The sequence below is a fragment of the Enterobacter sp. A8 genome (assembly GCF_004296595.1).
Taxonomy (GTDB): Bacteria; Pseudomonadota; Gammaproteobacteria; order Enterobacterales; family Enterobacteriaceae; genus Enterobacter; species Enterobacter cloacae.
Genome location: NZ_SCMF01000005.1, coordinates 87,031 through 101,579, shown reverse-complemented (window position 1 = coordinate 101,579; position 14,549 = coordinate 87,031). Strand labels below are relative to the sequence as shown.

12 protein-coding genes are annotated in these 14,549 nt (G+C 57.9%); 10 read left to right on the top strand and 2 right to left on the bottom strand.

The features are described from left to right. Positions 1–40 precede the first annotated feature (40 nt). The 4 genes from EQV24_RS18475 (at position 41) to EQV24_RS18460 (ending at position 6,052) form a co-directional block, all read left to right on the top strand. Positions 41–1,162 (top strand): efflux RND transporter periplasmic adaptor subunit, encoded by a 1,122-nt coding sequence (locus EQV24_RS18475; RefSeq protein ID WP_130626945.1) that lies wholly within the window; start codon positions 41–43, stop codon positions 1,160–1,162. Then, positions 1,162–4,272, top strand: a complete 3,111-nt coding sequence (locus tag EQV24_RS18470; protein ID WP_130626911.1) for an efflux RND transporter permease subunit — start codon at positions 1,162–1,164, stop codon at positions 4,270–4,272. The genes EQV24_RS18475 and EQV24_RS18470 overlap by 1 nt, the downstream gene beginning before the upstream one ends. Further along, on the top strand, positions 4,272–5,636 hold the full coding sequence (locus EQV24_RS18465) for a TolC family protein (protein ID WP_038418274.1): 1,365 nt from the start codon (positions 4,272–4,274) through the stop codon (positions 5,634–5,636). The genes EQV24_RS18470 and EQV24_RS18465 overlap by 1 nt, the downstream gene beginning before the upstream one ends. A gap of 119 nt (positions 5,637–5,755) precedes the next feature. Next, positions 5,756–6,052 (top strand): YicS family protein, encoded by a 297-nt coding sequence (locus EQV24_RS18460; RefSeq protein ID WP_058661664.1) that lies wholly within the window; start codon positions 5,756–5,758, stop codon positions 6,050–6,052. A 61-nt stretch (positions 6,053–6,113) separates the two neighbouring features. On the opposite strand, the gene EQV24_RS18455 is transcribed toward EQV24_RS18460, so the two are convergent. Further along, entirely contained in the window at positions 6,114–7,064 is a 951-nt protein-coding gene (locus tag EQV24_RS18455; protein ID WP_130626910.1) for a LacI family DNA-binding transcriptional regulator, read from the bottom strand. Positions 7,065–7,357: 293 nt separating this feature from the next. Between EQV24_RS18455 and EQV24_RS18450 the strand changes: the two genes are divergently transcribed. The 6 genes from EQV24_RS18450 to EQV24_RS18425 all read left to right on the top strand — a co-directional run bounded on the left by EQV24_RS18450 (position 7,358) and on the right by EQV24_RS18425 (position 13,255). Continuing rightward, complete coding sequence (locus EQV24_RS18450) at positions 7,358–7,672, top strand: PTS sugar transporter subunit IIB (RefSeq protein WP_013094822.1); 315 nt, start codon at positions 7,358–7,360, stop codon at positions 7,670–7,672. Between the two features lie 11 nt (positions 7,673–7,683). Then, positions 7,684–9,009: a PTS cellobiose transporter subunit IIC gene (locus tag EQV24_RS18445; RefSeq protein ID WP_013094821.1), complete on the top strand. Its 1,326-nt coding sequence runs from the start codon at positions 7,684–7,686 to the stop codon at positions 9,007–9,009. 17 nt (positions 9,010–9,026) lie between these two features. Continuing rightward, a complete protein-coding gene (locus EQV24_RS18440) occupies positions 9,027–10,400 on the top strand; it encodes a glycoside hydrolase family 1 protein (RefSeq protein WP_013094820.1) in 1,374 nt (457 codons plus the stop codon). Between the two features lie 11 nt (positions 10,401–10,411). Further along, the gene (locus tag EQV24_RS18435) at positions 10,412–10,714 is read left to right on the top strand and encodes a PTS lactose/cellobiose transporter subunit IIA (RefSeq protein WP_008500136.1); all 303 of its coding nucleotides are present in this window, start codon (positions 10,412–10,414) and stop codon (positions 10,712–10,714) included. A gap of 134 nt (positions 10,715–10,848) precedes the next feature. After that, positions 10,849–12,228: a carbohydrate porin gene (locus EQV24_RS18430; protein ID WP_013094819.1), complete on the top strand. Its 1,380-nt coding sequence runs from the start codon at positions 10,849–10,851 to the stop codon at positions 12,226–12,228. Between the two features lie 121 nt (positions 12,229–12,349). After that, entirely contained in the window at positions 12,350–13,255 is a 906-nt protein-coding gene (locus tag EQV24_RS18425; RefSeq protein ID WP_130626909.1) for an EamA family transporter, read from the top strand. Positions 13,256–13,303: 48 nt separating this feature from the next. Here EQV24_RS18425 and nepI read toward each other — a convergent pair whose 3' ends face one another. Next, on the bottom strand, positions 13,304–14,494 hold the full coding sequence (nepI, locus tag EQV24_RS18420; protein WP_023620618.1) for a purine ribonucleoside efflux pump NepI: 1,191 nt from the start codon (positions 14,492–14,494) through the stop codon (positions 13,304–13,306). Between the last annotated feature and the right edge of the window lie 55 nt (positions 14,495–14,549).

Sequence of the window (14,549 nt, the reverse complement as noted above, 5' to 3'; positions counted from 1 at the left end):
CCTTTAACAGGGCGGGCATCGTTCACCCTGGAAAAAGATGATGAAAAAGATAACAACCTCCATCGCCGCATTACTCCTCCTGACAGGGTGTGATAATGCGCAAACATCTGCTCCCCAACGTCCTCTTCCGGAAGTGGGGATTGTCACACTCATGAGCCAGCCGGTGTCCGTCGTCAGTGAACTGACCGGGCGTACCACCGCCGCAATGAGCGCCGAAGTTCGCCCACAGGTGGGCGGCATTATTCAGAAGCGGCTGTTCACCGAAGGCGATACCGTGAAAGCCGGACAAGCGCTGTATCAGATCGAACCCTCCAGCTACCGCGCCGCGTTTGATGAAGCCGCCGCGGCGCTGAAACAGGCGCAAGCGCTGGTGCAGGCCGACTGCCAGAAAGCCCGGCGCTATGCACAGCTGGTGAAAGACGACGGTGTGTCGCGCCAGGACGCGGAAGACGCGAAATCCACCTGCGCGCAGGACAAGGCCAGCGTCGAGTCAAAGAAAGCCGCGCAGGAGAGCGCGCGCATTAACCTCAACTGGACTACCGTCACCGCGCCGATTGCCGGACGCATCGGCATCTCCTCCGTCACGCCCGGCGCGCTGGTGACCGCTCAGCAGGACACCGCGCTGGCCACCATTCGCGGGCTGGACACCATGTATGTCGACTTAACGCGTTCGAGTGCCGATCTGCTGCGATTACGCAAACAAACCCTCGCCTCGAACAGCGATACGCTCAGCGTCACGTTGCAGCTAGAAGACGGCAGCACCTACAGCGAAAAGGGTCGTCTGGCGCTGACCGAAGTGGCGGTGGATGAATCGACCGGCTCGGTCACCCTGCGTGCCGTCTTCCCGAACCCACAGCATCAGCTTTTGCCGGGAATGTTTGTCCGCGCCAGCGTGGACGAGGGCATCATGGATGACGCGATCCTGGCCCCTCAGCAGGGCATTACCCGCGATGCCAAAGGCAAAGCCACCGCGCTGGTGGTGAACGCCAGCAACAAGGTGGAGCAACGCCAGCTGGAAACGGGTGACACCTACGGCGATAAATGGCTGGTGCTGAGCGGTCTGAAGGCGGGCGACAGGCTGATTGTGGAAGGCACCGACAAAGTCACCGCCGGCCAACAGGTGAAGGCCGAAGAGATGAAATCCAGCGGAGGGAATGCCTGATGTTTTCCCGTTTCTTCGTGCGTCGCCCGGTCTTTGCCTGGGTGATCGCCATCCTCATCATGCTCGCCGGGATACTGGCGATCCGCACGCTGCCGGTTGCGCAGTACCCGGACGTCGCCCCGCCGTCGATCAAGATCTCCGCCACCTACACCGGTGCCTCCGCGCAGACGCTGGAAAACAGCGTGACGCAGGTGATCGAGCAGCAGCTCACCGGGCTGGATAACCTGCTCTACTTCACCTCCACCAGCAGTTCGGACGGTACGGTGAGCATTACCGTCACCTTTGAACAGGGGACCGACCCGGACACCGCGCAGGTCCAGGTGCAGAACAAAGTCCAGCAGGCAGAATCACGCCTGCCGACTGAAGTACAGCAGTCCGGGATCACCGTCGAGAAATCGCAGAGCAACTTCCTGCTGATCATGGGGGTGTACGACAAAACCGACACCGCCAGCAGCTCGGATATCGCCGACTGGCTGGTCAGTAATATGCAGGATCCGCTGGCGCGTGTGGATGGCGTCGGGAGTCTGCAGGTGTTTGGCGCGGAATACGCGATGCGTATCTGGCTCGACCCGGCGAAGCTGGCGTCCTACTCGCTGATGCCGTCAGATGTGCAAAGTGCGATTGAAGCGCAGAACGTGCAGGTTTCCGCCGGTAAAATCGGCGCGCTGCCCTCGTCGAACGCCCAGCAGCTGACCGCTACCGTACGCGCCCAGTCGCGTCTGCAGAAGGTGGATCAGTTCAAAAATATCATCGTCAAGAGCCAGTCTAACGGCGCGGTGGTACACATCAGCGACGTTGCACGCGTGGAGATGGGCAGCGAAGATTACACCTCCACCGCGAAGCTGAACGGCCACCCGGCCGCGGGGATGGCGGTGATGCTTTCACCGGGCGCTAACGCGCTCAATACCGCCACGGCGGTGAAAGAGAAAATCGCCGAGTTCAAAAAGTCGATGCCGGAAGGCTACGACGTGGCCTACCCGAAAGACAGCACCGAGTTCATCAAAATCTCCGTTGAGGATGTCATTCAGACCCTGTTCGAAGCCATTATCCTCGTGGTCGTGGTGATGTACCTGTTCCTGCAAAACATCCGCGCCACGCTGATTCCGGCGCTGGCCGTTCCGGTGGTTCTGCTGGGCACCTTTGGCGTACTGGCGCTGTTCGGCTACTCCATCAACACCCTGACCCTGTTTGCGATGGTGCTGGCGATAGGGCTGCTGGTGGATGATGCCATCGTGGTGGTGGAAAACGTCGAACGTATTATGCGCGACGAAGGGCTGCCCGCCCGGGAAGCCACGGAAAAATCGATGGGCGAAATCTCCGGTGCGCTGGTAGCGATTGCCCTGGTGCTCTCTGCGGTGTTCCTGCCGATGGCCTTCTTCGGCGGGTCCACCGGGGTGATTTACCGTCAGTTCTCGGTCACCATTATCTCGGCGATGCTCCTTTCCGTGGTAGTGGCATTAACCCTGACGCCTGCGCTGTGCGGCTCGATTCTGAGCCACACCGCCCCACATAAGAAGGGCTTTTTCGGCGCGTTTAACCGCTTCTACAGCAAGACCGAACAGGGTTACCAGAACAAGGTGCTGCGCGCCCAGCGCCGTTCCGGCGGCATGCTGGTCATATACGCTCTGCTCTGCGGCGCGATGGGGTTCGCGATGCTGAAACTGCCGGGCAGCTTCCTGCCGACGGAAGACCAGGGCGAAATCATGGTGCAGTACACCCTGCCAGCCGGCGCAACATCGACACGTACCGCCGAAGTCAGCCGCCAGGTGCGCGAATGGTTCCTCACCAAAGAGAAAGCCAACACCAACGTTATCTTCACCATTGAGGGCTTCAGCTTTAGCGGCAGCGGCCAGAACGCCGGGATGGCGTTTGTCTCCCTGAAAAACTGGTCCGAACGTAAGGGGGATGAAAACACCGCTCAGGCCATTGCCCTGCGCGCCACGCAGGAGCTGAGCACCATCCGCGATGCGACCATCTTTGCCATGACGCCACCGGCGGTGGACGGCCTGGGCCAGAGCAATGGCTTTACCTTTGAGCTGATGGCGAGCGGCGGCACCGACCGCGACACGCTGCTCAAGCTGCGTAACCAGCTGATTGGCGAGGCGAATCAGGATGCCTCCCTGCACGCGGTGCGCGCCAACGATCTGCCGCAGATGCCGCAGCTTCAGGTGGATATCGACAACAATAAAGCCGTGTCGCTGGGGCTCTCCCTGAGCGACGTCACCGACACCCTCTCCAGCGCATGGGGCGGCACCTATGTGAATGATTTTATCGATCGCGGCCGCGTGAAGAAGGTCTATATCCAGGGCGACAGCGACTATCGCGCCGTGCCGTCCGATCTCAACAAATGGTATGTGCGCGGTAGCGACAGCACCATGACCCCGTTCTCCGCCTTTGCCACCACCCGCTGGGAGTATGGCCCGGAAAGCCTGGTGCGCTACAACGGATCGGCGGCGTATGAAATTCAGGGCGAGAACGCCAGTGGCGCCAGTTCCGGTACGGCGATGAGCAAAATGGAGCAGCTGGCGAATAATTTGCCGTCCGGCAGCACCTGGGCGTGGAGCGGGTTGTCCTTACAGGAAAAACTGGCGAGCGGTCAGGCCATGAGCCTGTATGCCCTCTCGATCCTGGTGGTGTTCCTGTGTCTGGCGGCGCTGTACGAGAGCTGGTCGGTACCGATTTCCGTCATCCTGGTGATCCCGCTTGGGGTGCTGGGCGCGGCGATTGCCGCCTCCCTGCGCGGCCTGAACAATGATGTCTACTTCCAGGTGGCACTGCTGACCACCATCGGCCTGTCGTCGAAGAACGCCATTCTGATTGTTGAATTTGCCGAGGCGAAAGTCGCCGAAGGCTACTCCCTGACACGTGCGGCGCTGCGTGCTGCCCAGACGCGTCTGCGCCCCATCATCATGACCTCGCTGGCGTTTATTGCAGGCGTGACGCCGCTGGCGATTGCCACCGGTGCAGGGGCCAACAGCCGGGTGGCGATCGGTACCGGCATTATTGGTGGGACGCTGGCCGCCACGCTGCTGGCGATCTTCTTCGTTCCGTTATTCTTTGTACTGGTGAAACGTCTGTTCTCCGGTAAACACAGCAACCGGAGGTCATAATGTTTCGTTTATCTGTTTTTGTGTTAGCGCTGATGAGCGCGGGCTGCGTCTCTTTAGATCCCACGTATCAGCGCCCGGCTGCGCCCGTCCCGGCGACGTTGCCGGGTGCGCACGGCGAAGCCACCGCCGTGGTGAGCCAGTGGCAACAGGTGATGAACGATGCGCGCCTGAAAGGCGTAGTGACGATGGCGCTCAACAGCAATCGCGACCTGCAAAAAGCAATTGCCGATATTGACGCCGCGCGCGCCCAGTACGGCGAAACGCGATCGTCCCTGTTCCCGACGGTGGACGCGGAGCTGAGCCACACCCGCAGCCGCACGCTGGCAAGCGGTGTCGCCACCAGCGATGAGGCCAACGGCACGGTCTCCAGCTTCGAGCTGGATCTGTTTGGCCGCAACCAGAGCCTGTCGCGTGCAGCACGTGAAACCTGGCTTGCCAGTGAATTTACCGCGCAGAACACGCGCCTGACGATGGTCAGCGAACTGACCACCGCCTGGGTGACCCTGGCGGCCGATAACAGCAACCTGGCGCTGGCAAAATCGACGATGGAGAGCGCCGCCAGCTCGCTCAGGATAGTGAAGCGTCAGCAGCAGGTCGGCGTGGCGGCAGCAACAGACGTTAGCGAGGCGATGGCGGTTTACCAGCAGGCGCGAGCCAGCGTGGCGAGCTATCAAACGCAGGTAATGCAGGACAAAAACGCCCTTAATCTGCTGGCGGGTGACACGGTGCCGGACACTCTGCTGCCGGGTACGCTGGAGAGCCTGAGCGATAACGCCATCACGCTGATCCCGGCGGGTGTCAGTTCCAGCGCGCTGCTGCGTCGCCCGGATATTAAGGAGGCGGAGCACAACCTGCTGAGCGCCAACGCCAATATCGGTGCCGCGCGCGCCAACTTCTTCCCGACCATTTCACTGACCGCCAGTGCGGGCGTCGGCAGCGATTCGCTTTCGTCCCTCTTCAGCCACGGGATGAAGGTGTGGTCATTCGCACCGTCCATCACCCTGCCGCTGTTCAGCGGCGGCAACAATCTGGCCCAGCTGCGCTACGCGGAAGCGGAGAAGAAGGGATTGATCGCCACCTACGAGAAAACCATCCAGAGCGCGTTTAAAGACGTGGCCGATGCGCTGGCACGCCGTGAAACGCTCAGCGAGCAGCTTGATGCCCAGCGTGAATACGTTGCGGCCGAGCAAAAAACGCTGGATGTGGCGACCCGCAGCTATCAGGCGGGTGCCGGGGATTATCTGACGGTACTGACCGCGCAGCGGTCGCTGTGGTCGGCGCAGGAATCACTGATATCGCTGCAGCAAACCGACCTGGAAAACCGCATCACGCTGTGGCAGTCGCTGGGGGGTGGGATTGAGTAACGCTTGCGGGGCAATCCGGATACGCGGTGAAGAGAAAATTCATACTTTCGGCTGGCGTCGCTACACTGAATGTAACGATATATTTCTGGGGAAGCATGTGTCTCTTAATGGAGGTTTCGATGAAATCTGCACACCTGGTTTGTCTGCTGGTCTGCCTGCTGTTCGCCGCGTTTGCCCATGCTCAGGAAAAGGACGACCCGGCGCGGGAGGCTCAAATTAAGCAGCAGGTACTCAAAGATGTGAAAAAAGCCTGCACGCCCCAGAAAAAACAGAGCGATAAAGCCTGGCAGGCCATGATTTTATCGTCCGAGGCCAACCAGTTGCTGATTAAAAACGCCATCACGGCCGTGAAGCGTGACAGCCTGGAGGCCTACTGGGATGCGGTGAGTCAGGTGGATTGTATGGAGGATTATTGAGGGCTGGAAACGTGCTTCTCGCCGGGTGGCGACTGCGCCTTACCCGGCCTGCACAACATTTTTAACGCTTACGCACATCCGGAATGATCAAATCCCCGCGCAGCACGTACGACCCGAGCATCTGTGTTTTTTCCGTCAACCAGCTCACGATGCGCGCCGCCATGGCATCCATGGAATACTCAATGGCCGGGATCACCGGAATGCCTGGCAGATGCAGCGATCCGGCAAGGCTGAAGACCATGATGTCCTCCGGCACCGATTTATTAAACGCCTGCAACTGCGGGATCACCCGCTGCGCTTCCTGCTCGTCCGCAACCAGTAATGCGTTGAAATTCAGCGTGCTGGCGTTATTCAGCAGCTCCTGCAGCGCCACGGACGAGGAGGTCGCGTCCATAAACACGAGGTTGCGGTTGAAGGGCAGGAAATTTTTTTCCAGCGCATGTTTGTAGCCCAGCAGCACCTGATCGGCAAAGCCGCTACCGTGCGGATGGATCAGGGCAATCTGGCGGCGTCCCTGGCTGGTAAGGTAGTTACAGGCGGTTTCGGCGGCGAAGGCGTGATCGAACTGGATGCTGTTGGGATTTTCTGAGCCCATACAGTCAACCAGGATGACGTTATCCATGTCGATATCCAGTGGAAAACGCGCGCCAATCACCAGAATGTCATCGCAAAGCCCACAGGAGAGCTCTTCCAGGGCGTGCAGCACGTCCGCTTTGCTATGGACGAAGCGCAGCAGCAGGTGTTTTTGATGCTGGCTGAGCTGTTTTTCCAGCGCGTACAGATAACCGGTCGTCTGGTTAATATTCTCCTGCGCGCAAATCACCCCGATACACCCCGTCGACTGGCTCAGCAGCGACTGCGCAATCACATTGGGCCGGTAGTTCAGTTCATCTACCGCTTTCAGAACGGCCTGACGGCTGGCTTCCTTTACGCCACGCGACCCACTCAACACTCGCGATACCGTGGCTTTCGACACCCCGGCAAGACGTGATACATCATTGATTGTCGACATCTTTTTCCCCTGACAGGCTTACCTCGCGCCTGCAAATTCCATTACCGCTACGGCTCTCATTATAGCCAGTAAGGAGTATATCCGTTTCCGTTTTCCATGGAAACCGATTTTCCGTTTCCACTCAAAATGATGTCAAAACAGCCAAATTTTGTGACGCACATCGGGTTAATTAGCCTCATATATAAGGGATCTTGATGGTTGTCACACTTCTGTCTTTTATAAATGGAAACCGGTTTCCATCTGATATCCAATCATTACCGCAATATCTATTTACATTTTGAGGATGGTTGTCGATGTTCAAGATTATGCTCTGCTGCTCTGCCGGGATGTCCACCAGCCTGCTGGTCAGCAAAATGGTCGATGTGGCGAAAGAACGCGGTTTGGCGGTAAAAATTGATGCGTACGGCGTTTCCGAATTTGATACGCAGTTTCCGCAATATCAGGTGGTGCTTCTCGGACCGCAAGTGAAATACATGTTACAGACACTCTCAGACAAGGCGGCCACAAAAGGCATTCCGGTCCAGCCCATCGATATGATGGACTACGGCATGCAGCGTGGCGATAAAGTACTGGACTATGCTCTGTCGCTCATCGAAGCGGCACACTAAAAGGTGTTCACATGAGTTCGTTATATCAATCCATGGTCGCGGTGATTGAGCAGTCAATTACCCCGCTGGCCGCGAAGCTCGGCCAGCAAAAGTATGTGATTGCCATCCGCGACGGCTTTACCGCCGCGCTGCCGTTTATGATCATCGGCTCGTTTATGCTGGTGTTCATCTTCCCGCCGTTCTCGGCGGATACCACCAACAGCTTTGCCCGCGGCTGGCTGGATTTCTCCCAGACTTATCGCGAACAGCTGATGCTGCCATTTAACCTCAGCATGGGCGTGATGACCTTCTTCATCTCGGTGGGGATCGGGGCGAGCCTGGGGCGTCAGTTTAATCTCGACCCGGTGATGTCCGGCCTGCTGGCCTTTATGGCCTTCCTGCTGGTCGCCGCGCCGTATGCGGACGGTAAGATCTCCACCCAGTATCTGTCTGGTCAGGGGATTTTCACTGCGCTGATCACCGCCATCTACGCCACCCGCGTCTATGCGTGGCTGAAGCAGAACAACGTGACCATTCGTCTGCCGAAGGAAGTCCCGACCGGCGTGGCGCGTTCGTTTGAGATCCTGATCCCGGTGATGGTGGTGATTGGCACCCTGCATCCGCTGAACCTGTTTATCGAGGCGCAGACCGGTATGATCATCCCGCAGGCGATTATGCACCTGCTGGAACCGCTGGTCTCTGCGTCTGACTCGCTGCCCGCCATTCTGCTCTCCGTGCTGCTGTGCCAAATCTTCTGGTTCGCCGGTATCCACGGCTCGCTGATTGTCACCGGCATCATGAACCCGTTCTGGATGGCGAACCTGTCGGCAAACCAGGCGGCTCTGGCGGCCGGTGCGGCACTGCCACACGTCTACCTGCAGGGCTTCTGGGATCACTACCTGCTGATTGGCGGCGTAGGCTCCACGCTGCCGCTGGCCTTCCTGCTGCTGCGTAGCCGGGTAACGCACTTACGCACCATCGGCAAAATGGGCGTTGTGCCAAGCTTCTTTAACATCAACGAACCGATCCTGTTCGGCGCGCCCATTATCATGAACCCGATGCTGTTTATCCCGTTCGTGTGTGTTCCGCTGGTGAATGCGTGCCTGGCGTACGCGGCAACCAAACTGGGCTGGCTGGCACAGGTGGTATCGTTAACGCCGTGGACCACGCCCGCACCAATTGGCGCCTCATGGGCCGCCAACTGGGCGCTGAGCCCGGTGGTGATGTGTCTCATCTGTATGGTGATGTCAGCGCTGATGTACCTGCCGTTCCTGCGTGCTTACGAGCGTACGTTGATGAAAAACGAAGAGCAGAAAGCTCAGGCAACCGTCGGTACCGCTGAGACCGCAAGCAATTAAGTCAAAGAGGAAGCGTCATGAAATATACATTTCCCGATAATTTCTGGTGGGGCAGCGCAAGCTCTGCTCTCCAGACCGAAGGGACACGAGAGGGTGAAACCACATGGGATTACTGGTTTGCCCGCGAGCCGAACCGTTTTCACAACGGCGTGGGGCCGCAGCATACCTCCACGTTTTATCAGCACTGGAAAACGGACATTCAGCTGTTAAAGCAGCTGAACCACAACAGCTTTCGCACTTCTATAAGCTGGGCGCGCCTGATCCCCGACGGTATCGGTGAAGTGAATCCAAAGGCGGTCGAATTTTATAACCAGGTCATTGATGAGCTGATCGAGCAGGGCATTACGCCATTTATCACCCTGTTCCATTTCGACATGCCGATGGCGATGCAGGAGATTGGCGGCTGGGAAAACCGGGAGGTGGTGGACGCTTACGCCCGCTATGCGCAGATTTGCTTCGACCTGTTTGGCGACCGCGTGCTGCACTGGTTTACCTTCAACGAGCCGATTGTCCCGGTTGAAGGCGGTTATCTGTACGATTTCCACTACCCCAACGTGGTGGATTTCCGTCGGGCGGCCACCGTGGCGTATCACACCGTGCTGGCCCACGCGAAGGCTGTCCAGGCCTACCGCGCCGGACATTACGCAGGTGAGATCGGCATCGTGCTCAACCTGACGCCGTCCTACCCGCGCTCGCAAAACCCGGCGGACGTGAAGGCGGCGCACATTGCGGATCTGATGTTCAACCGCAGCTTCCTGGACCCGGTTCTGCGCGGCGAATACCCGGCCGATCTGGTGGCGCTGCTAAAATCTTACGACCAGCTGCCCGCCTGTAAACCGGAGGACAGTTTCCTGATCGCGGAAGGGAAAATCGACCTGCTCGGCATTAACTATTACCAGCCGCGTCGCGTGAAGTGTCGCGACAGCGCGGTGAACCCGCAGGCGCCGTTTATGCCGGAGTGGTTCTTTGATAACTACGAGATGCCGGGCCGCAAGATGAACCCGTACCGTGGCTGGGAAATTTACGAGCCGGGTATTTACGATATTCTGGTTAATCTGCGAGACAATTACGGCAACCCACGCTGTTTTATTTCTGAAAACGGAATGGGTGTCGAAAATGAGCAGCGTTTTATTGAAAATGGCCAAATCAACGATCAATACCGCATCGATTTTATTTCCGGACATTTAGCCTGGCTGCATAAAGGTATTAGCGAAGGGTGTCACTGTCTTGGTTACCATATGTGGACGTTTATTGATAACTGGTCGTGGTGTAATGCGTATAAAAACCGTTATGGCTTTATTCAGCTCGATTTAACTACGCAACAGCGCACCATTAAAAAGAGCGGAGAGTGGTTTGCTGCCACCTCTTTACATAATAGTTTCGAGAAATAGAGAGAAAGACGATGATTGCCTTAGAAGAAGCCGTGATGGAAATCATCGTCAATGCGGGTCAGTCGCGCAGCCTGTGCTTTGAAGCACTGCACGCTGCGCGGCAGGGCAACATTGACGAAGCCAAAAGCCTGCTGCGCGAAGCCGATGGCTACGCGCGCCAGGCGCACAAGATGCAGACCAAACTCATTGAGCAGGATGCGGGTGAAGCCCGTCAGCCGATGACGTTAATTATGGTGCACGCGCAAGATCATTTAATGAATTCATTACTGGCGCGTGAATTATCCGAAGAAATTATTCATTTATATCAGAGATAATCTATGGCGAAATAACGAGTAATACCTCTGTACCTTAAATAGAAATCCACTTGTTCTGATGATAGCGACATACTCTGTCAGATCGGAGCGGGATGGTTATTGTCTGAATAAAATTAAACTATATTGAGATAACCATGACTACCCTAAAAAAACTTCCATTAACCATGGCGGTTATCGCCGCGCTTTGCCCAATTTCTGTGCTCGCACAGGAATTTACCCAGGAACAAATCGACGCCATTGTGGCAAAAGCGGTGGATAAAGCCCTCGCGGAGCGTCAGGCCAAAATGGATGCCGCGGTCGCGAAAAAAGCCGACGTGGTGACGGAGCCGCAAAGCGCGGCGCAATCCCCGGATATGGCTATTCCGTTCGGCATTAAATTTACCGGTTATGCCCGTTACGGCGCGCACTTCCAGGCCGCTGACCAGAAATACGTGGCGGTGGACGGTTCCTATAACGGGGCATCTGCCATCGGTCGTCTGGGTAACGAAGGCAACGGCGGTGAATTCCAGCTCTCCAAGGCCTTCAAGGGTGACAACGGCGCCATCTGGGACATCAACGTGATGATCGACCACTGGGGCGATGAAGTTAACCTGAAAAAAGCCTACGCGGGGGTGACCAACATTATGGCCTCCAACCCGAACGCCTACTTCTGGGCTGGTCGTGACTTCCACCAGCGTCCGCAGCAGGGCATCAACGATTACTTCTGGATGAACCATGACGGCCAGGGCGCCGGGGTGAAGAACTTCGACATCGGCGGCGTGCAGTTTGACGTGGCCGCGGTGGCGGCGGTGGAATCCTGTAGCCCGGAAGTCATGGAAGATGAAGCCAACCCGTCACGCATCACCTGTACCGGCGGGTCCGGCACGGGCGACAAAGGTAACTACGCGGCCACCTCTAAAATCCACGGCATGAAAGTCGGTCCGCTGGATCTGGAGCTGTACGCCAACTACGGCTTTGATTCAAAAGCGGTGGAGAGCGATGAGCGTCTGAATGCCTGGCAGGGCGGCGTGGTGCTGAGCCACACCAACGACAGCGGCGTGAACAAGGTGATTGCCCGTTACTCTGATAACGCGGACAACAGCGTGTTCAATAAAACCGAAGATCTGACCACGGTCTATGCCAGCTTCGAAGGGCTGTACAAATTCACCCAGGCCACGCAGGTGGAGTACATCCTCGCCTTCCACGACTACGACAACAGCCGTGATAAGACCGATAACCGTAAGAACTACAACGCCATTGTACGTCCGATGCACTGGTGGAACGACGTTCACTCCACCTGGCTGGAAGCGGGCTGGCAGCATGTGGATTACGACAACGGCGGCGACAACAAGGGCTGGAAGCTGACCCTGTCGCAGAACATGTCTATCGCCATGGGGCCGGAGTTCCGTCCGATGCTGCGCTTCTACGTCACCGGCGGCAAAGTGGATAACGAACGTACCGCCCGCGTGAACAATACCAAAGACGAAACGCTGGACGACTTCAACGTCGGCGCGATGTGGGAGGCGTGGTTCTAAGGTAAAAGCAAAACGGTGTATCCCCCTCTCCCCGTGGGAGAGGGTTGGGGTGAGGGCACCAGGCCGCACACAACCATGCTATGCTGTTGACCGAATTAACGACAACATCGCAGGGGAGAACATGGGTTCCACACGTAAAGGGATGCTGAACGTCCTGATCGCCGCCGTTTTATGGGGCAGCTCAGGGGTTTGCGCGCAGTACATCATGGAGAAAAGCCAGATCTCGTCACCGTATCTGACCATGGTTCGCCTGCTGTTTACCGGCCTGATCCTGCTGACGCTTTCCTTCGTTCACGGCGACAAAATTTTCTCGGTCATCAAACATCGCAAAGACGCCCTCAGCCTGCTGTTTTTCTCCCTGGCTGGCGCGCTCACGGTGCAGCTCACCTTCCTGGTGACAATCGAGAAATCCAACGCGGCTACGGCCACCGTGCTGCAGTTTCTGTCACCGACGATTATCGTGGCGTGGTTTGCGCTGGCGCGGAAAAAGCGGCCGGGTCTGTTTGTGCTTTCCGCGATCCTGACCTCACTGGTGGGGACATTTTTGCTGGTCACCCACGGCGACCACACTTCACTCTCCATCTCGCCTGCGGCTTTGTTCTTCGGCATTGCCTCGGCCTTTGCCGCGGCGTTTTACACGACGTATCCGTCAACCCTGATCGCCCGTTACGGCACCTTGCCGATTGTCGGCTGGAGTATGTTGATCGCCGGCTTAACGCTGACGCCGTTCTACGCCGGACGCGGCACCGCGTTTGTCATTGACGGCAGCCTGCTGCTGGCGTTTTTCTACCTGGTGGTGATCGGCACGGCGCTGACGTTCAGCCTGTACCTGAAAGGCGCGCAGATGATCGGCGGGCCGAAGGCGAGCATTCTGAGCTGCGCCGAGCCGCTGAGCAGCGCGTTACTGTCGGTGATTTTACTGGGCGTGGCGTTTACCCTGCCGGACTGGCTGGGCACGCTGCTGATCGTGTCGTCGGTGGTGTTGATTTCGATGGATTCGAGAAAACGGGTGAAAGCCCCGGCATAGCCTGTTGCCCTCACCCCAGCCCTCTCCCACGGGAGAGGGAGAAAAGCATTACTTCGTCTTCACTTTCCCTGCCACCAGCAGCGCGGTCAGCAGCATCAGCGTGCCGGAGATGACCAGCGGCGACGTCAGCCCCAGGTGGTCGAGCGCCACGCCGCCCACCGCCGCGCCGCAGGTGTTCGCCAGCTGGATCACCGCCACCTGAATCGACCCGGCTTTTTCAGCCTGATCGGCAAGCGAGCGGGTGATCCACGTCGACCAGCCCACCGGCACCAGCGCAAAGGCAAAGCCCCAGATAATCGCAATCGCCGAGGCAACCCATTTGTCACTGCCCCACAGAATGAGCACGACGGCACTGACAGCCAGTACCAGCGGGGCGCCAGCAAGCGCCACTTTCAGGGAGCGCTTCAGGAACTGAGACGACAGCGAGGTGCCGACAAAGCTGGCGATACCGAAGCTGAGCAGCACCAGCGTCAGGCCATCCACGTCAAAGCCCGCCATGGTCATAAAGACCGGGCGGATATAGGTAAAGAAGGCAAACTGCCCGGCAAAGGCCATGAAGATGGCGGTCATCCCCGCCAGCACGCCGGGGCGCTTAAGCAGACTGAACATGTTCTGTTTATGGTGCGCCGCTTCTCCCGGCAAGGACGGCAGCGCTTTCCACACCCACAGAATGCAGAGAAAACCCATCACCGCTGCGGCGTTAAAGACGTTACGCCAGCCGATGATTCCGCCAAGGAAACTCCCCAGCGGCGCGGCAATCACCAGCGCGATGGAGACCGCGCCAAAGATAACGGAGAGGGCTTTCGGCACGGTGCGTGCCGGCACCAGACGCATGGTGAGCGAGGCGGACATTGCCCAGAAACCGCCCAACCCCAGACCCAGACAGGCGCGGCCGAGCAGCAGCAGGGTGAAGCTCTCCGCGAAAGAGACCAGCAGACAGGAGAGCGTCAGGAGCACGCTGAAGAGAATGACCACTTTGCGGCGATCAATCGCGCCAATAACCTGCGTGATAAACAGGCTGGCAAACATCGCCACAAACGCGGTCACGGTAACGGACTGCCCTGCTACGCCTTCGGAAATGCCCAGATCCTGCGCCATCGGCGTCAGCAGGCTGACCGGTAAAAACTCGACGGTAATAAGACAGGCGACGCAGAACGCCACGGAAAAAACCGCCGACCAGTTGGGGCGAGAAACCTCTTTGGTCTGCGGTCTGGTCGTGGGCTGGATATGTTCTGTCATGGTGTCACCTGAGATAAAAACGTGCGGGAAAGTCGCGCAGTTTATCATCAAAAGT